The organism is Koromonas humicola (assembly GCF_059726255.1).
The window spans coordinates 1,094,087-1,112,456 of sequence record NZ_AP040873.1; the positions used below are offsets into that span (position 1 = coordinate 1,094,087).

Here is an 18,370-nt window from a genome sequence, read left to right on the forward strand (position 1 = left end):
AGGAAATGAGCATCAGGATATTTGCCCACTCGTGGATCAGCGATTGGAATCACGGCAACGCGCATTTCCTGCGTGGTCTTGCGCGCGAATTAGTTCGCATGGGGCACGAGGTCCGCTGCTACGAAGAAATAGGTGGATGGTCGCTGACCAATCTCGTGCAAGAAGGCGAGATCGGCTCGAAGGCCATCGAGCACTTCCATCTCACCTACCCTGAGCTCGACGTTCGCTTCTACCAACAGGATGAAAGCTTGCCCGCTTTCCTCGATCAGGAACTTCGGGATGCTGACCTCGTCATCATCCACGAGTGGAACGAGCCGCGGTTGGTGAACGAAGTTCTCGCCCGAAAGCAAAGTTTCGGCTTCCGCGCACTGTTTCATGACACGCACCATCGCGCCTATACAAACGCTGAGCAGATCCTGCGCTTCCCGCTGCATTTGTTCGACGGCGTGCTGGCGTTTGGTGACGCCATTCGCCGGATCTATAGCGATGGGTTCGGTGTCGCTCGCGTTTGGACGTTCCATGAAGCCGCCGATACTACGGTTTTCCGGCCCATGTCTTGTGATAAGAGCAACGATGTGGTCTGGATCGGAAACTGGGGAGATGAAGAGCGCACGCAGGAGCTCATGGAATTTCTGATCGCTCCCGCCGCGCAACTCGCTAGCGAGCACCGTCAGGTCGTTGTTCATGGTGTACGCTATCCCAGCAATGCGCAGGAGACGCTAGAGCGCAGCGGCATTAAGTACGAGGGATACTTGCCCAATCTCAGCACTCCCGAGATCTATGGACGGAGCCGTCTCGCACTGCACGTTCCGCGCCGGCAGTACGCGAATGGATTAAGCGGCGTGCCGACAATTCGCGTTTTTGAAGTGCTTGCCTGTGGCACTCCGCTTGTATGCGCGCCGTGGACCGACACGGAAGGGCTTTTCCGCCCTGGGCACGACTACCTGATAGCCAACAATGGAAAGCATATGGGTGAGTTGCTTGCGGAATTGCTTGCAGATGAATGCGCTCGTCGCCAGATCGCAGAGAGTGGACTGGAAACGATAAGACAGCATCATACCTGCAGGCACCGTGCCGAGCAGCTCATGGAGATTTGCGGAGAATTCAGAGTATGAGGATTTTCGTATTTGGATCCAGCATTACCTCGAGCTATTGGAATGGGGCCGCGACTTACTACCGTGGTATTTATAAAAACCTTGCAGCTCTAGGGTATGAGGTTACGTTTGCCGAGCCCGACATTTACAACCGGCAACAAAACCGAGATCTCAGTGAAGTGGAATACGCGAAGGTCATCGTGTATCAGACTCCGCGCGATATCGACGATCTCCTTAAGCTGGCGTCTACCGCCGACCTCGTGATCAAGCACAGTGGTGTAGGCGGCGACGACGAGTTGCTGGAGGATCGAGTTCTAGATTGCCGCTCCTCGCATACGCAGGTTGCTTTTTGGGACGTCGATGCGCCCGCCACGCTCTCGCGGGTTGAAGGCAACCGCTTCGATCCTTTCCGGCACTGCATTCCGCAATACGATTTCGTATTCACGTATGGAGGTGGGCCTGAAGTGCAGCAGCGCTATCGCAAACTCGGCGCGCGCAACTGTCACCCCATCTACAACGCCTTGGATCCTGACACTCATCATCCCGAGCTGCCGGATTCATCGCTCGCGTGCGATCTCGTATTTGTCGGAAATCGTCTGCCTGATCGCGAACGCCGCGTGGAACAGTTCTTCCTTCGTGCTGCTGAGCTTGCGCCCGATATGACTTTTATTCTTGGTGGCGAAGGGTGGGGTAGCAAACAGCTTCCGTCAAATGTTCGCTGGATCGGACATGTGCGTACAGAATCGCACAATCGCATCAATGCCTCAGCACGCATGGTACTCAACATCAATCGCGATTCCATGGCTGATGTCGGATTCTCCCCGCCCACTCGCGTATTCGAGGCTGCCGGTGCCGGTGCATGTCTCATCACGGACAAGTGGCAGGGAATTGAGATGTTCTTCGAGCCAGGACGCGAGATCCTCGTTGCCGAAAATGCTGAGGACATCGTGGGCCATCTTCGCAAGCCCGCCGCCGAAGCGCGTGAGATCGGCGATGCAATGCTGCGCCGGGCTTTGGCCGAGCACACTTATTCGCAGCGTGCCGAAGAGGTGGAAAAGATTCTTGCTGCTGCGCGTGCGCTTCGTCATCCCAGCGCACTCGACCCAGTCGTGCTGCAGTCGGCCGAGAGGCGTGCTTGAGTTCGTTTGAAAGGTGAGAGCATTGAAAATCGTCATCTTTGGCCTGTCGATCACGTCGTCCTGGGGAAATGGCCACGCCACGACATTTCGCGCGCTCGCCCGCGCCCTTTCTGAGCGCGGCCACCGAATTGTTTTCTTCGAGAAGGATGTCGAGTGGTATGCGTCCAATCGCGATCTGCCCGAACCTGCGTTCTGCGACCTGAAGCTCTACACACAGTGGAAAGATGTTCTGCCGTTGGTACGGCGCGAACTCGACTCTGCCGATGTTGCCATGGTCGGGTCGTATTTTTCCGATGGCATCGCTGCAATGGAAACGATGCTCGCATCGCGAGTCCCGGTGCGCACGTTCTATGACATCGACACGCCTATCACTGTCGCTATGCTGCGCGAGCGCGGCACGACAGATTACGTTCGCGCCGATCAGCTTGCCGCCCTCGATGTTTATTTCAGCTTCACCGGAGGACCGCTGCTGGCAGAAATCGAAAGCCGCTTCGGCGTCCGCCGTGCAGCACCGCTGTATTGCAGTTTCGATCCCGAGCGCTACCGCACTTATCCTCGCGCGCTTCGCTTCTCTTGCGCCATGAGCTATATGGGAACCTATGCGCCTGACCGCCAGCCCAAACTGGAAGAATTCTTGTTTGGTGCTGCAAGTCTCATGTCCGATCAGCAATTTATCGTTGCGGGCCCACAGTATCCGCGTAGTGTTCAATTTCCGCGCAATGTGCGGCACATCATCCACCTGAACCCACGCTGGCATCCTCACCTTTACTCGTCTTCGAGGTTAACGCTCAATGTCACTCGACGCGACATGGTAGTGGCTGGCTATTCGCCCTCTGTGCGCCTGTTTGAGGCTGCAGCTTGCGGCGCCACAATCGTGAGCGACAACTGGCCTGGGCTCGATTCCTTCTTTACTCCCGGGAAGGAAATTCTGCTCCCCACCAGCGCCTCGGACATTGTGCACTATCTTCGGGGCGTTCATGAATCGGAGTTGCGCGCCATCGGAATGGCCGCACAACAACGTGTGCTTGCCGCGCACACTAGTCAGCAGCGCGCGATCGAGTTCGAAACTGAAATTGACTCTGCGCAACGGGGCGAGCGTGTGTCGCTTGTGAATTCACAGGCGGAATAGTTTCAGCTCACCATTCCAAAGCTGGCGTGATAACCGAAATTTTCATGGTGGCATCTTACTGGCAGCAACTGCCTGTGGTGCGCTCATGGTGGCATCTTACTGGCAGCAACTGCCTGTGGTGCGCTCGTAGTCCGCCCAATCCAACCTGCTGTCCCGGGAGTGCCAATGAGAATCGCCCTTATCGCTTCGCCATTCATCAGTGTTCCTCCTAAGAAATACGGCGGAACAGAGTTGTTCATAGCTGAGTTGGCTAATGGTTTAACTCGCCTCGGCGCCGATGTGGTTGTATATGCAAACGGAGAAAGCACTATTAGCGCAGAGGTGCGTTGGATCTATTCGAAGGACGATTGGCCCATCGGGGGCGAACTCTATTCCAGCATGAAGGATCTCAACCACACTTCCTGGGCAGTCGCCGACTGTTGGCACGATGCGGACATTGTTCATCTGAATAACGCTCCCGGCTTGGCACTTTCCCGAGTGGACGGCGGCCCGCGTTGGGTGTACACAATTCACCATCCGCAACTGCCACCTCTATCTGACTTTTACGCAGGTTTCCCGAACGTTGAGTTTGTCTCAATCAGCGATTTCCAAAAGCAGAAGGAGTCGATTAAGCGCATCCGTACGATCCACCATGGCGTTGATCTCACTGCATATCGGCTTCGCGAACACAAGTCGGAATACTTTGCTTTCGTTGGACGCATCGCCCCGGTGAAGGGAGTCCATAACGCAATTGAGATTGCGAAGAAGAGTGGCATCCCGCTCAAGATGGCGGGCGAAGTACAACCTGCTTTTCGTGACTACTTCGAGTCCCAGGTCAAGCCACATATCGACGGCAAGTTCATTGAGTTCCTGGGCGACGCCGACCTCGCGATGAAGAACGAGTTGCTCGGCAATGCGATGGCCACACTGTTCCCGATCGAGTGGGACGAGCCGTTTGGTCTCGTGATGATCGAGTCTATGGCCACAGGAACGCCCGTATTGGCCTTCCCTGGAGGATCGGTCCCCGAGATCGTGATCGATGGTGTTAGCGGAATCGTGTGTTCAGGAGTTGACGAGGCGGTAGCCCGGGTTGGGGAACTGCAGGCGCACAAACCCGCGGCCGTCCGCGCGTATGCACAGCAGTGCTTCTCTGTGGAGCGAATGGTACAGAACTATCTCGCGCTCTATCGTGAACTTTACGACGAAGTACCCCTTGCCGAGGATAGTGATTTCGGGAGACAAGCCGCAGCATGAGTTCTGGAATACTTTATCGCGAGCAACTCGTTCCCATCGAGTCTCCGCATGTCGAACCGCGCCTTGCTCATCAGGTGCAGGAACCGCGCAAGGTTAACAACCTCACTCTCATTGAGGGCAAGACGTTCCTGGCCACAAGCGTTGCTGGGGATATTGTTCCTCCGGGCGCTCCGGATGTTGGCTTCTTTCACGAAGACACGCGTTTTTTGTCGCATCTTGAATTCAAAATCGACGGCCAGCGTTCAGTCGTGCTTTCCAGCAGTACTGAGAAAACGTTTGTCTCACAGATTGAACTGACGACCGGAAACATCACCCTTCGCGACTCGTTTGACCTTCCCGAGAACACTGTTCATATCCGTCGCGAACAGTTGCTGGCGTCTGGCATTCTGTTCGACCGATACACCTTTGAAAACTTTAACCGCTGTCCGGTGGAGTTCACCGTCGAACTCTCGTTCAATGCAGATTTTGTAGACGTATTTCAAGTGCGTGGTGTGGCACGAGCGGATCACGGCCAATATTACGAGCCCGTTATTGAGCGAGACGGAGTCATCTTCAGCTATCGCGGACGCGACAATGTGCTGCGCCAAACCGTCATTCGCATGGATCCGTCTCCTGTGGGGTTCAGCGGCACAACGGCCCGTTGGGAGCTACGTCTCGAGCCGCTGCGCAAGAGCGCACTCGAGATTACTGTTACTCCCACGGTCGATCACGCTGAGTCTCGCGACACCAACTACGATTACGACACTCAGCTTCGCTCCCGTCGCAATGCGTTTCGCGAATTCGACTCCGCCTCCACCGCGTTCAGCAGTTCGAACTCGGTCTTCGACACGCTGCTGCGCAACGCTGCGGGAGACTTCCACGCATTGCGAATTCCTGTAGGTAATGAGCACATCATCGCCGCTGGAATCCCGTGGTTCGCCACGATGTTTGGGCGCGATTCAATCATTGCTGCGTATCAAACGCTTCCGCTAAACCCCGAGCTCGCAAAGGATACGCTGCGAGTGCTCGCGCGTTATCAGGCGACTGAACTCGACGATTGGCGCGACGCGCAACCCGGGAAGATCCTGCACGAGTCACGTGAAGGCGAAATGACTCGGTGCGGCGAGATGCCCTTCGGCCCATACTATGGCACGGTCGATGCCACGCCGCTCTGGCTCGTGCTTCTGAGCGAGACCTTCAATTGGACAGCGGATGAAGCTCTCGTGCGCGAGATGCTTCCGCATGCTTATCGCGCGCTCGACTGGATCGACCAGTATGGTGACTTTGATGACGACGGCTTTGTCGAATACCAGCGGCGTTCGCCACGGGGCCTTATCAACCAGGGGTGGAAAGACTCGTGGGACGCGAACATTCATCGCGATGGGCGCGTAGCGACGCCACCGATCGCACTTTGCGAAGTACAAGGCTATGTCTACGATGCGAAGTATCGTATGTCATCGCTCCTGCGGATGTTCGGAGACTCCGAACGTGCGGAGAAGGTGCGCCGCGAGGCAAACGAGCTCGCCCGCCGCTTCGACAAGACCTACTGGATGCCGGAGCGCAACTATTACGCCATGGCACTTGATTCCGAGAAGAAGCCGCTTGAAGTAATATCTTCAAATCCCGGCCATCTTCTCTGGAGCCGCATCATCAATCGTGAGCGAGCGCGCGCGGTTACACAGCGCATGATGAAAGACGACATGTTCAGTGGCTGGGGTTGGCGAACGATGTCTCAGACGGAGCAGGTCTTTAATCCTCTGAGCTATCATCGTGGATCTGTGTGGCCGCACGACAACTCCCTCGTTGCACATGGGATGTGTCTAAACGAATTTCGCGAGCCGGCTCTGCAGGTTCTTACGGCGCTCTTCCAGGCCGCGCTTGAATTCCGCGCCTACCGACTGCCCGAACTGTTCTGCGGTGTGCAGCGCCGTCCCTTCGACGAGCCTGTGCACTATCCGGTCTCGTGCTCGCCGCAGGCCTGGGCCTCTGGAGCGTTATTCCTCATTCTTTCGTCTGTGCTTGGTATCCGCCCGTCGGCACATCGCAAGGAACTCAACATCATCAATCCCAAGCTGCCCGAGTGGCTCGGTCACCTTTACATACGCAATCTGAGGATCGGAAACTCACGCGTCGGACTCGACTTCACGCGACGCGATCACCGCACGTTCTGCAACGTGGTTGATATTACTGGTGACAAGCTTCTGGTCAATGTTGCCTTCCGTCATTGAGCGTTGTGCGACAATGATTCCGCATGTTCAGGAGGAACAATGTCGAAAGTTAGAATCATCGTTCGTCCCAATGGACCTTACCGTATCGAAGACCCTGAAGGAGTGGTCGAGCTGGTTAATGCCGATGGAACTCCTATTGCGCTTCCAACTAACAAGCCTGGCATTTCTCTCTGCCGCTGCGGCGCGAGCGTGAACAAACCGTTCTGTGATGGTACGCACTCCAAGATCGGCTTCCAAGCTGCTGAAGCCGCCGTCCGCACCGAAGAGAACAAGTAAACAAGCAGAGTTGGGAAGGGAATCACCCACATATGTCGAGTGCTGGCATGTGTGGGTGTTGTGAAGATTGAACTGTGGCGCTAGTGGACTGTTTTTGTTTTCCTGCTCATGTAATCCATCAGGAGATATTGTCCGAGCGTGTACGGAGTAGTGAAGTAAGCCTTGCCCCTGCACATCTCAGTTACCTTCTGCACGAATTGCACCAAGCCTCGATCTGACGCAAGCATGAAGGTGTTGATCAGCACTCCGGACCGTTTACACTTCGCGACTTCTTCCAGCGTCTGACTCACGACCATTGGATCAAGCCCGAACGCATTCTTGTAAATGCGACCGTCGGGCAGCGTCACCGCGGATGGTTTCCCGTCCGTGATCATGATGATCTGCTTCATGTCCTTGCGCTGCCGTTCCAGAATTCGCTGGGCCATCTTCAGCCCTTCGCGCGTATTCGTGTAATAAGGGCCGACACGAACCCTCGCAAGTTGCGAGATGGGTAATTCCTCGGCTGAGTCATGGAACAGAACTAGTGACAGTGTGTCGCCAGGATACTGCGTTCGGATCAGTTGAGTGAGCGCCATGGCGACTTTCTTCGCCGGAGTGAAGCGATCCTCGCCATACAGAATCATCGAGTGCGAACAGTCGAGCATCATCACCGTTGCGCATGAAGACTGATATTCGCATTGATGCACGTGTAAGTCGCTGTACTCGATGTTCAGCGGCAGCGCGAGCCCCTCACGTTGAATTGCCGAAGAGAGTGTCGCATTGATGTCGAGGTTTAGAGTGTCGCCGAATTCGTAGAGCTTACTCGATCCGCTAGTCTCTATGCCGGTTGCTGTATCCCGCGTGTCATGACGCCCGAAGCTCGCCCGCCCTAGCGATCCAAGCAGATCGCGCAACGTGCGGTATCCCAGAAAATCAAGACCCTTGTCGGTTACTTCAAACTTAACTGGCTTCTGTTGCCGCGACTGATCCTTGCCCACATTCCCCGGCGTCGTGGACATCTGTGTAGGGTTGTGAGGAGGAGAGATCGTTACAAATCCCTCCTGCTCCATCCTCTCGATCACCTCGTCGATGAGTTGATCCATCTGGCCTTCGCTCTGCATATCCTTCATCTGCTCACGCATTTGTTCGTCGAACAGATCGGAGTTCATCAACGCTTCTCGGATCGCTTCACGCAATGCATCCAGTTCGTCGTCGCTGCTGCCCGGTTTGTAATAGCGTCCAAGCTCGTTTTCAAAGCCGCTCTCAAGCAAGAAATCAGAGAGCGCGTCCATCAGGTCGTCGAGGTTTACATCTTCTGCCAGGTTCGGGATGTACTTGCTGTACTTGACCCGTTTCATCGAAACTCCAAACTTCCGGGTAGCCCACCAAACCTTCGTTCATCCAGTGGGGCAGTTACTCTTGCTGGTCTCGCTCAGTTAAACGGGCGACGGTTCTTTCTTCTCTGTTCCCACTCTGATTCGTATTCGCTCCTCAGGTCATCGCGCTCAGCATGTCTCGATCTCTCGCCAGAGGTGAATACACGATCTTCTGTTCGTCCGATCCGTTTATGGGCGTGCAGTCCTTCGAGGATGAATTCTGCGGCGGACACAATCGACTCTGGAGGCTCGCCTTCACCCGCTCCGACCTTCTCTGTCTTTTCCAGCAGACCTTGGATCTTCTCCATGCTTTTCAGACCGTCATGAGTGCGCGTATTGTCCGTGAGCGTCACTTGCCCGCCGAGTTCAAACCACTGCACAACCTGCTTCAGATCGTTCACGCCGAAATAGCGATCGAACGTCTTTGCCACTGCTGCCAGAATCACCTCGCGCGCGACAGTGTCTGCACCCTTCATCTCTCCTTCGTATTCCAGTTCCAACTTGCCCGTGATCGAAGGCATAGCTGCGTAGATATCAGACACACGTGGAACAGCCAAACAAGAGCCTTCCATCACAGCTCGTCGTTCAGCATTGGAGACGACATTCTCCAACACTGAAATCGGCAATCGCTGACTGACACCGCTCCGTTTGTCCACGCGCTTGTCATTGCGCGCCATGAATGCAATTTGCTCTGCCACTTCGCGTATGTAGGATGGGATGATCAGTTCCGGGCCCCGGCGCTCACACCAGGCTTCCTGCGCGGTGATCGCCATGGCTTCTTCCACTGTGGAGGGATAGTGCGTGCGGATTTCGCTACCGATACGATCTTTCAGTGGCGTCACGATCTTGCCACGAGCCGTGTAGTCCTCCGGATTCGCGCTGAATACCAGTGCCACGTCAAGCGGGAGGCGGACCGGGAACCCCTTGATCTGCACATCTCCTTCCTGCATGATGTTGAACAAGCCCACCTGAATTTTGCCTGCCAAGTCTGGCAGTTCATTCACGGCGAAGATGCCACGATTGGCGCGTGGCAGAAGCCCGTAGTGAATTACGAGTTCGCTTCCTAACTCATGACCGCCGCGAGCTGCCTTGATTGGATCAATGTCTCCAATCAGGTCGGCGATTGTGACGTCTGGAGTTGCCAGCTTTTCGACGTAGCGATCATCTCGGCTCAACCACGCAATCGGAGTGCGGTCTCCTTCGCGTGCTAGAAGTTCCTTGCAACGGCGGCACAGTGGAGCGTATGGATTGTCCCGGATTTCGCATCCCGCAATATAGGGCGTGTACTCGTCCAGCAACCCTGTCAGCGCTCGCAGAATTCGACTCTTGGCCTGGCCTCGCAACCCAAGCAGGATAAAGTTGTGACGTGAGAGTACTGCATTTACCAGTTGTGGAATAACCGTGTCCTCGTACCCGACGATTCCAGCGAAAACCGGTCCGCTCTGCTTTAGCCTTTCGAGCAGGTTGTCGCGCAGCTCGTCTTTTACTCCCCGGCGCAACATTCGTTGTTCATTGAATTCCGTGCTGTTGCGAAGCTCGCCTAACGTATGAATCATCATCACTGTCTCCAGAGGCCTCTGCCAGCGTCGCTCGCTCCGGGCACAATATGGTCCGGCGTTGTCAAAGGATTCCCATTGGACGCAAATTACTGGCCTGACGTTGCGTCGTGTTTTCAATCAGCTACATACGTCGGCTTGACTTTTGAGACCGCTGCCACTAGAAGTTGCCAATGAGCATTTCTGGAAAAGTGGTGGTAGTAACCGGTGCCTCCATGGGTATTGGAGAGGCGATTGTCCGCCGGTTTCTTCGCGAGGGCGCTTCTGTCGTGCTTGCCTCCCGTGATTTGGAGCGCGTCGAGGCCGCACGTCAGCGGGTTGGTGCACCTGAACGCACTCTGGCTGTGTCTTGTGATGTCACGGTGCGCCCGCAGATCGAAGCTCTGCTTGCCTGTACCATTCAACGATTCGGACGCGTAGACGTCTGGGTCAACAACGCCGGCTTCGGCCTCGTTGACTCTGTCGGGCGCATGGACATGGAAGCGTGCCGTCGCATGTTCGACACCAACTTGTTTGGGGCAATCGAATGCATGCAGGTCGTCTCACCCGTCTTCAAACAGCAGCGCTCTGGCGCGATCATCAACATTTCCAGCATGGCTGGACTTGTAACCGTGCCCTACATGGCTGCCTATGGAGCTACGAAGCATGCACTCAACTGCATCTCTCGCGGGGCACGACTTGAGCTGGCGCCGTACGGGGTTCACGTGAACACGGTCTGCCCCGGATATGTGAAAACTGAATTCAACACGCGCGCAGTGTGGGGAAATGAAAGCCTTCGCGTAGGAGGTGCCGCGCGTCGTGGAATCACAGCCGAGCGCGTGGCGGAGGCAGTCTGGTACGCATATCGCAAAAATCGCAGGGAGGTAGTTGTTCCCTGGAGTGGGCACCTTCTCGTCGCGGTTTATCGCTTCTTACCTGGCCTGTTCAATTGGGGGCTGCTCAGAATGCTACGGCGACTCGATCGCAAGCAACCAGAACGTCCTCAGGCACCGGCTTAGAACGTCAGCTCTTCCAGTAACGCCTGCATCTCACTTTCGGCGTGACGATTTCCAGTGCGCTGGGCGCATGCAATGCCATCACGCAGCCATTGGACTGCTTCATCGTTCCGCCCGGCGCGCTGCAGCGCTTGCGCTCCCATAAAGAACGCGTTTGCATAATTCGCGTCCACTTCCAGCAGTTTGCGAAATTCTGCAAGCGCCGCGTCCGTCTCGCCTGCTGACGAATACTCCATTCCGATCGCATATCGCGCGAAAGTGTTCTTCGGATCGTGTTCCAGAATCGCTTTCAACTGTTCTAGTCTCTCTGTCGACATAAGCAGAACATACCACACTGACCAATCGCATTGTGTCGCATGACTGACCAATCGCATTGTGTCGCATGCTGGTACGAGGGCCCATTCTAAGCTCGTGAGGTGTTTGAATCGCACTTTCGTGATCTACTCTTGCCCCTGCTATGAGTATGCAATGAAGCGGTTGCGACACTCCAAAACATCTCCCACGATGCCTTCAATTCCTACTTTCCAAAACGTTTCCAGCAGTAGAATACCCATGTGGCTTGTCCCTTTTTCATTCCTACCGAACACCACCCGAGCCCGTTGTGGCCACATCGGCATCGGCTGTCGCTGGGCGACGGTTTTGCCGGACATTGCTCTCTCTGTACCGAAGCGTGCGACGACGAAACCCTCCGCACTCAATGCAACATGGGATACGCTGCCTGTCCGCACGTTCCAGCCGAGCGTGCTTTCGATTCAGTTCGCTTTCTCGTGAACTCGCAAGCAGAGTCGGTTCTACGCGTTCAATTCGCCTGTGAACGCGCCCATCTTCCTGCAAGCGTTGGCGCGCTGCGCTTCGACCAGCAAGCGATGACTTGGCTCGACGAGCCCGATCCACAGCTCATCCATCTTGCGAATGCCGCCGTTCGCGCTTGGCTTCGTCGTTCCATGCTTCCGCCCGAGACGCCAGCCACCGGTGATCCCGATGCTAAAATTGCAACGGATTGAACTCTGCAGGCGTCAAATCCAATAGCATGGAAGCTTCTGAAACCCTAATTCCGCGCCCCGTATCCGACTCCGCCTCCGAGATGATCGAACTCGTGCTTCCCAACGATGCGAATCCGCTTGGGAATCTGCTCGGCGGCCGCCTTATGCATTGGATCGACCTAGCCGGAGCTCTCGCTGCGCATCGTCACTGCCGCAGCTACGTTGTCACCGCCTCCACCGATCACCTCGACTTTCTCACGCCAGCCAAGGTCGGCGACCTCGTGATCTTCAAGTCTTCGGTCAACCGCGTTTACAACACATCGATGGAAGTGGGAATCAAGGTGTGGGTTGAGAGCTACTTCACCGGAGAGCGCAAGCACATCAGCTCGGCCTACCTTACTTTCGTGTCAATCGATCGCCATGGCCGCAAGCTTCCCGTTGCACCCGTGATTCCCGAGACAGAGGAAGAACTGCGTCGCTACGAAGACGCTGGCCGTCGTCGCGAGATTCGCAAAGCCGAGAAGATGCGCAAAGCCGGAGTTCTCAGCCGCACATAGCGGACCGCAGATAGCGGTCCACTTACGTACTTTCAATCACGCGCAATCTCAATCCCTAATTGCTGGCACTTCTTGTACAGATGGCTGCGCTCTAAGCCCAGTGCCTTCGCAGCGTTTGTCATGTGGTTGGCATTGCGCTTCAGCTCAGCTTCAATCGTCGCGCGCTCAAACTCCGCCACTCTAGCCGCCAGCGGTCCCGAGTCCGCGATGCTGGCATTCGCACCTGCGCCGGAGGCACTCCCGGGTAGCGCCATTGCAACTGTCGCCGCATCCACCGGGCCATCTGCCAGCAGCAGCAAGCGCTCCACAATGTTGCGCAACTCGCGCACATTTCCCGGCCACCCGTATGCGCACAAAGCCTTCATCGCTCCTTCGGTGAATGTTGCCGGTCTCCAGTTGTTCTGGGCGGCTACCTGCTTTGCAAAATGCTCCACCAGTGCGGGAATGTCGTCGCGACGCTCGCGCAAAGGTGGCAGCTCAATCGGAAATACATAGACACGATGAAACAAATCTTGCCGGAACTTTCCTTCCTTCACCGCCTCTTCCAAATTGCAGTGCGTCGCCACAATCACCCTTGCGTCGACAGCGATCTTCTTGTCGCCTCCAACACGTTCCAACTCGCCCTCTTCTAGAATGCGCAGCAGTTTGGCCTGCATCGTCAGCGGCATGTCGCCAATCTCGTCCAGAAACAGCGTCCCCCTATGCGCCTGCTCGAACTTTCCAATGTGCCGCACCAGCGCACCGGTGAACGCGCCCTTCTCATGGCCAAACAGTTCGCTCTCGATCAGCTCGGTCGGCACCGCCGCGCAGTTCAGAGTGACGAACGGCCCTTCGCGCCGCGTGCTGTGTTCGTGCAGTGTTCGCGCCACCAACTCCTTGCCCGTGCCGGTCTCGCCGTGGATGCACACTCGCGCTTCGCTATTCGCCACTCGCTCAATCTGCGCCATCAGTCGTCGCATCACTTCACCGCTGAATACGATCTCGTGCTTGCCCACTCTGCGACGCAGCTCGCTATTTTCCTGCTCCAGACGTTTCAGCTTCAGCGCGTTGTCCAAAGTGAGTAGCAGCTTGTCTGTCGAGATCGGTTTTTCCAGAAAATCCAATGCGCCCAGCTTCGTCGCCCTCACCGCCATTTCGATGTGCGCCTGCCCGCTCATCATCACCACCGGTGATGACACTTCCGCGTTGCGCAGATCCTCAAGCAGACTTAACCCATCTCGTACCGGCATCACCACATCGCTGAGGATCAGGTCATACGCATGATGCCGCGCCAGCTCCAATGCTTTTGCCGCGTTGTCGCACACGGTGGCCTCATGTCCCGCTATCCGAAAGGCCCTCGCCAGCGAGGCCAGCGTGTTCGCCTCGTCATCCACAATCAGAATGTCAGCGTTGCGTGCGGTCATCGTCCGGCCTCCGCGTGCAGAGCAGTCTCAGGCTGTGTGCGCGGCAGTCGCAGCCGGAAAGTGCTTCCGCGCCCCGGCTCGCTCTCCACCGCAATCGTTCCGTTGTGATCGCTCACCACCGACTGCGCAATTGCCAATCCCAGTCCCGTGCCATGCTGCTTCGTCGTGTAATAAGGAGTGAACAGCCGTGCGCTTTCCTCCCGAGTCATTCCGGTCCCCGTATCGCTCACCTCGATCACCACGTCATCATTCTCCGCACGCGTGGCCATCGTAATCGTTCCTCCCTCAGGCATCGCGTCCACTGCATTCAGCACCAGATTGCTCACCACGCGATACAGCAACTCCTCATCACCTTCAATTTCGCCAGCAGTAGCATCCAGCTTCGTTTGCAACTGCACCGGATGCGCCGCATGCAGATTCTGCACCCGCGTAATCAGCGCGTTTACCTGCATCGGCTGCACCTGCGGCTTCGGCATTTTCGAAAAGTCGCTGAACCGCCCAATGATCGCCTTCAAATGCTCCAGCTCTTCCAGTAGCGTCGCCGTGCTCTCATCGAAAATCTCGTCGAACTCCTGCGCCGGAAGCTTTCTCGCCCGCATCAGGTTCTCCACCGTAATCTGCAATGGGAACAGCGGATTCTTCAGCTCATGGGCCAACCTGCGCGCCAGCTCTCTCCATGCTGCCACGCGTTCGGCCTGCACCAGCTTGTCTCGCTGTGCCACCAGTTGTGTCGTCATGGAGTTGAACGTCTCGCCCAGTTCTCCGAATTCATCACGCGAACGCAGGTCCACTCGCGCACTCCAGTTTCCCGCGGCAATCTCGCGTGATGCCGCCGCAAGTTTCTCGACCGGACGGCTGAAACGACCTGCCACCCAAAGCGCCAGCACAATCGACACCAGCAGTCCGGCACCCGCTGTCGCCATTGCAACGGCTTTGATCTGGCGTTCCAACTCCAGCAGCGGACGCCTCGAAGTCTCCACCAGCAGCACCGCGCTCACCGCGCCCTGCTCGTCCCGCAGGGGAATTCCTTGCACAGTGACGCGGTCCAGCGGGTCGGGCGAAGTTTTAATCGCCGCGCTCGTTTCTTTGCCGGCGAGCGATTCGCGCAGAAGTGGCCTCAGCAATTCGATTGCGGGTGGATGGTCGCCTATCAGCGAACTCTGTTGAGGCTCTCCCGTGCCGACCTGCAACATCCAAACCCGCGCTCCGGCAGGCATCGACAAATCCTTCAGGAAGGCCGCATTGAGTCGCTTGCCGCCATAGAGGTACAGCACTCCGTCCGGAACTGTTACTGCACGGGAAGCCACGATCCCGAGCTCCGATCCCTCTGCCAATTCGATCCTGTCTAGCGCTGGAGTGCCTCTTGTAACCAGTGCTTCCGGCATCTTGTAAGCAAAGTGTGCGGGCCATTCCGCCGAAGACACAATTGTTCCATCGGCTGTCACCAGATCCAGGTAATCCAATTGCTGTTCGCGTGCCAGCGTCGCGGCCTCGCGCACGTAAAGCGAAGTATCGCCGCCGTGCGCTGCCTCAAATGCAATGCGCTGAACCGTGTCGTTTGTGGACAGTCGTTGCAGCGCCTCCGTTACTGTTGCTTGCCGCGCCCCGAACTCCTGCCGGAACTGAGTTACGATTGCCGAAGTGCGCTGCCGATCCACCTGTTCGAATGCTGCCCGCGCTCGCACTGCCGTGAACCACGCCACCGACGCGACGGCGGCCGTCACCATCACGGCCATTGCTAACAGCAATCTCTTGCGAAAACTCATGGCTTGCTCTCCACCCAACTATCAGCGGGCAGGGGCGCAATGGCCGTTGCCCCAAAACTAGCGTTTTGCGGCGAGGCCGTGCTGGTCGAAGGCAAAACCGCCCAATCATGCATCCGCTCGCTCGCGGCCCACGCCTTGTTTAAGTGCAGCAGCGGAAGGACCGCATAGTTCGCCAACGCCGCACGTTCCGCTCGGTACACGCTCTCGAGCATTGCATCGCTCAACTCCACATTGCCATGTAGCGCATGCACGAGTGCCGTCAATGCCGCTGCCGGATTTGCCGACCGCACTTCCACTCTCCGCAGCACCCAGTCAACGTTGCTTGTGCGCGCCACAGCCTGCGCAGTCATTCCTGCCTCGCGCGCATTCAGCACAATGCGTTCGGCAACGAGTTGCAATTCCGCATCGCTTGCCGCATAGCCAATCGTAAAGTTACCTCGTGCACCCACCTCTGCCTGAAGTTGCTTGGCCTTCACCACGTCGTGCTGCGCGGTCATCAGTGCACCGTAACCGCTGATCCAGTTCGGCAGCAATCCTCCAGTCGCTTCTCCTTGCTTCTGGAAGATGAAGTTCAGCAACGCTGTCCTATCAATTGCCTCGCTCAACGCTTGGCGCACTTTCGAATCAGCTCCGCGCCCTCTCTCTGCCTCGAGTACGATCAACTCCGTCGGTTGTACCTGAGAAAGTCGGATTCGTTCCTGCTGTGCCTTCCGCAATTCCTCGCTGGTGACCTCTATAATGTCTGCCCGTTTTGCGGCCAGATCGAGCCATTGTTCGTGTGCGCTCCGTCCGCAGGTGACCGTAATCGTCTCAGGGAATCGCTGCCCGCCCCAGTAATCTGGGTTTGCCTCCAGCGTCACTCGACCGCCGCCGCTAGACCGCCCGACGTATGCGCCGCTCGTAGAGGCATGTTCATCCCAGATGCTTCCGCCTTCATTGACCCCAGTCACTATGCCAAACTCTGCCCCTGCCACCATCGCCGCAAATTGCGGCATGGGCGATGAGAACTCCACCGCTATCCACTCACCATAGTTCTGGACGCGTGCTTCAATGGCGTTCTTTGCCAGACCCGCGCGCACAGCATTCGCCACCGTCGCTGCGGTCATCGGCATGTCTGTGTCTGGACCATGCATTCTTACTCCCGGTCGCAACCAGAACTGCCACTTGCGGAAACCGTTCTGGCTTTCCCATCGCACCGCTAGCCCCGGTATTACCTCGCCGCGAGTATCTACATGTGTCAATGTATCGGCGACGAGCAACTTCAGGAATTCCGGCGGCTCCGACTCTGCGGTCTCAATGCGAACTTCGCCCCCGTAGTGCGGACGCACCCTCGCTGCTGCATGCGGTGCAAGGCTCATCGTGGCCATCATGCAAAGGGCAATTGCTGGCTTACTGATTACAGCCGATCTCCACATTAAAAACCTCGTAGTCACCTGTCCTCGGATTGTGTGTCACTGCAATTGCACTCGCGCCGTCGCTCATCGTCCATAGCGCCGTAATTGCGCCAGCAAGATCCAGAGCAGGAGCGACCAGCACCGGTTGTCCTGCCGAGATTGAATAAGCGCGCAACGAATCGTTGGATCCCGTGTCCGTCGGCGCCGTCACGAGCAGTTGCGCTCCGCTGCCGCATCCCGAACGCACGGCAGCCAGATCACTTCCCCAATCGCGCACCGGCAGAGTGGTCTCACGCCCGGCCTCAATCATGCGGACGCGTCCATCAACGCCGGCGAAGATCCACATTGTCGATCCAGGGAAAGGAAGTGCCGCGACAGAAAAGAACGGCGGCATCTGCTTGCCAAATCCAGGACTCAGCAGACCATTGAAGTAATTACGGCCAGCGTTGAAGAACGCTGCTTGCTCGCCTAGAGGCCACGGATCATCTGCATCGCGGCAATCTGCATGAACGCCGCCCTGGAGGTTTATCGAACACACCACGCCGGGCAGATAAGCCTCCACCGCGTGCTCTCCCATCAGCATCAATCTGCCCCGCACGTCCTGCGGGAAGCTCCTTGCGTGGGTGATGACCGCGTTCGAATCCAGAGTCCACGCGCCGTCCTGTTGGCGATACAGCACAACCGACTCCGGTGTAAGCACGGCTAACCGGTTCTCGCCCGCAACGCGAATGAATGCCGCATCAAGCACCGGGTCGGGTCTCGCGATCAACAGCGTGCGATGCAATGACATTGCCGAAGTGCTTTGCACGACGCTGGCGCGTCTGGCTTCGACGATCACCTCATTGGTTTCGGAGCCCTGCTCGATCTCTGCCACATACACGAGCCCGCGGGCGTTCTCGCTCAGCACTGCGCGAATCTCATAGCTCCCGCTGTCCTGAGCACGCCGGATGCGTACGCCCGCCTGCGAGAGGTTTCGCTCCAGAGTTCTGCTCCAGGCTGCGAACTGCTCAGGCGTTGCTGAGGAGGCATTTTTCAGCCGCAGCCGAGCCGTCCCTTGTCCGCCCGCCGCAACAATGCGGGTTGCAAACTGCGTGACCGCGTCCGGCTCTGTCGCAGACGCTCGTATCGAAGCCACACCCAGTAGCAACAGACAGAGAACAACGCTGATTACGAGCCCTGTGCGCACGATGCGCGAATTATAGCGGCTCCTACTCAGTCCACCAATTCTCTTATTTGAGACGGGTCATTGCGTGCGATTGCGGCCGAATTAGAGAACAGCGGGA

Annotated in this window: 16 protein-coding genes; 9 read left to right on the forward strand and 7 right to left on the reverse strand. The window is 56.9% G+C overall.

Annotated features, from left to right (window positions below; translation table 11 throughout):
- Positions 1 to 5: 5 nt before the first annotated feature.
- From AC6IZD_RS04780 to AC6IZD_RS04805, 6 genes are all read left to right on the forward strand, one after another.
- Positions 6 to 1,115 (forward strand): CgeB family protein, encoded by a 1,110-nt coding sequence (locus tag AC6IZD_RS04780; RefSeq protein ID WP_497786541.1) that lies wholly within the window; start codon positions 6 to 8, stop codon positions 1,113 to 1,115.
- Entirely contained in the window at positions 1,112 to 2,233 is a 1,122-nt protein-coding gene (locus AC6IZD_RS04785) for a CgeB family protein (protein ID WP_497786542.1), read from the forward strand. Before AC6IZD_RS04780 ends, AC6IZD_RS04785 begins: the two co-directional genes overlap by 4 nt.
- Positions 2,234 to 2,246: 13 nt before the next feature.
- Complete coding sequence (locus tag AC6IZD_RS04790; protein ID WP_497786543.1) at positions 2,247 to 3,362, forward strand: CgeB family protein; 1,116 nt, start codon at positions 2,247 to 2,249, stop codon at positions 3,360 to 3,362.
- Positions 3,363 to 3,527: 165 nt separating this feature from the next.
- Positions 3,528 to 4,595 carry a glycosyltransferase family 4 protein gene (locus AC6IZD_RS04795; protein WP_497786544.1) on the forward strand — a complete coding sequence of 356 codons (1,068 nt, stop codon included), beginning with the start codon at positions 3,528 to 3,530 and terminating at the stop codon, positions 4,593 to 4,595.
- Complete coding sequence (locus AC6IZD_RS04800; RefSeq protein WP_497786545.1) at positions 4,592 to 6,802, forward strand: amylo-alpha-1,6-glucosidase; 2,211 nt, start codon at positions 4,592 to 4,594, stop codon at positions 6,800 to 6,802. Before AC6IZD_RS04795 ends, AC6IZD_RS04800 begins: the two co-directional genes overlap by 4 nt.
- 39 nt (positions 6,803 to 6,841) lie before the next feature.
- Positions 6,842 to 7,078 (forward strand): CDGSH iron-sulfur domain-containing protein, encoded by a 237-nt coding sequence (locus AC6IZD_RS04805; RefSeq protein ID WP_497786546.1) that lies wholly within the window; start codon positions 6,842 to 6,844, stop codon positions 7,076 to 7,078.
- 80 nt (positions 7,079 to 7,158) lie between these two features.
- Here AC6IZD_RS04805 and AC6IZD_RS04810 read toward each other — a convergent pair whose 3' ends face one another.
- Positions 7,159 to 8,415, reverse strand: a complete 1,257-nt coding sequence (locus AC6IZD_RS04810) for a vWA domain-containing protein (protein WP_497786547.1) — start codon at positions 8,413 to 8,415, stop codon at positions 7,159 to 7,161.
- Between the two features lie 74 nt (positions 8,416 to 8,489).
- Positions 8,490 to 9,992, reverse strand: coding sequence for a magnesium chelatase ATPase subunit I (locus AC6IZD_RS04815; protein ID WP_497786548.1), 1,503 nt, complete (start codon positions 9,990 to 9,992; stop codon positions 8,490 to 8,492).
- Between the two features lie 170 nt (positions 9,993 to 10,162).
- On the opposite strand from AC6IZD_RS04815, the gene AC6IZD_RS04820 reads away from it, so the two are divergent.
- On the forward strand, positions 10,163 to 10,987 hold the full coding sequence (locus tag AC6IZD_RS04820) for an SDR family NAD(P)-dependent oxidoreductase (RefSeq protein WP_497786549.1): 825 nt from the start codon (positions 10,163 to 10,165) through the stop codon (positions 10,985 to 10,987).
- Here AC6IZD_RS04820 and AC6IZD_RS04825 read toward each other — a convergent pair.
- Entirely contained in the window at positions 10,984 to 11,301 is a 318-nt protein-coding gene (locus AC6IZD_RS04825; RefSeq protein ID WP_497786550.1) for a tetratricopeptide repeat protein, read from the reverse strand. The genes AC6IZD_RS04820 and AC6IZD_RS04825 overlap by 4 nt on opposite strands.
- Before the next feature lie 237 nt (positions 11,302 to 11,538).
- Between AC6IZD_RS04825 and AC6IZD_RS04830 the strand changes: the two genes are divergently transcribed.
- Together AC6IZD_RS04830 and AC6IZD_RS04835 are read left to right on the forward strand one after the other, a co-directional pair.
- Positions 11,539 to 11,988, forward strand: coding sequence for a hypothetical protein (locus tag AC6IZD_RS04830; protein ID WP_497786551.1), 450 nt, complete (start codon positions 11,539 to 11,541; stop codon positions 11,986 to 11,988).
- A 26-nt stretch (positions 11,989 to 12,014) separates the two neighbouring features.
- Positions 12,015 to 12,524 (forward strand): acyl-CoA thioesterase, encoded by a 510-nt coding sequence (locus AC6IZD_RS04835; RefSeq protein ID WP_497786552.1) that lies wholly within the window; start codon positions 12,015 to 12,017, stop codon positions 12,522 to 12,524.
- 32 nt (positions 12,525 to 12,556) lie between these two features.
- On the opposite strand, the gene AC6IZD_RS04840 is transcribed toward AC6IZD_RS04835, so the two are convergent.
- From AC6IZD_RS04840 to AC6IZD_RS04855, 4 genes are read right to left on the reverse strand one after another with little or no spacing between them, the layout of a single operon-like run.
- A complete protein-coding gene (locus tag AC6IZD_RS04840) occupies positions 12,557 to 13,927 on the reverse strand; it encodes a sigma-54-dependent transcriptional regulator (RefSeq protein ID WP_497786553.1) in 1,371 nt (456 codons plus the stop codon).
- Complete coding sequence (locus AC6IZD_RS04845; RefSeq protein ID WP_497786554.1) at positions 13,924 to 15,693, reverse strand: sensor histidine kinase; 1,770 nt, start codon at positions 15,691 to 15,693, stop codon at positions 13,924 to 13,926. Before AC6IZD_RS04845 ends, AC6IZD_RS04840 begins: the two co-directional genes overlap by 4 nt.
- A complete protein-coding gene (locus tag AC6IZD_RS04850) occupies positions 15,690 to 17,108 on the reverse strand; it encodes an ABC transporter substrate-binding protein (RefSeq protein ID WP_497786555.1) in 1,419 nt (472 codons plus the stop codon). The genes AC6IZD_RS04845 and AC6IZD_RS04850 overlap by 4 nt, the downstream gene beginning before the upstream one ends.
- Entirely contained in the window at positions 17,083 to 18,222 is a 1,140-nt protein-coding gene (locus AC6IZD_RS04855; protein WP_497786556.1) for a hypothetical protein, read from the reverse strand. The genes AC6IZD_RS04850 and AC6IZD_RS04855 overlap by 26 nt, the downstream gene beginning before the upstream one ends.
- Between the last annotated feature and the right edge of the window lie 148 nt (positions 18,223 to 18,370).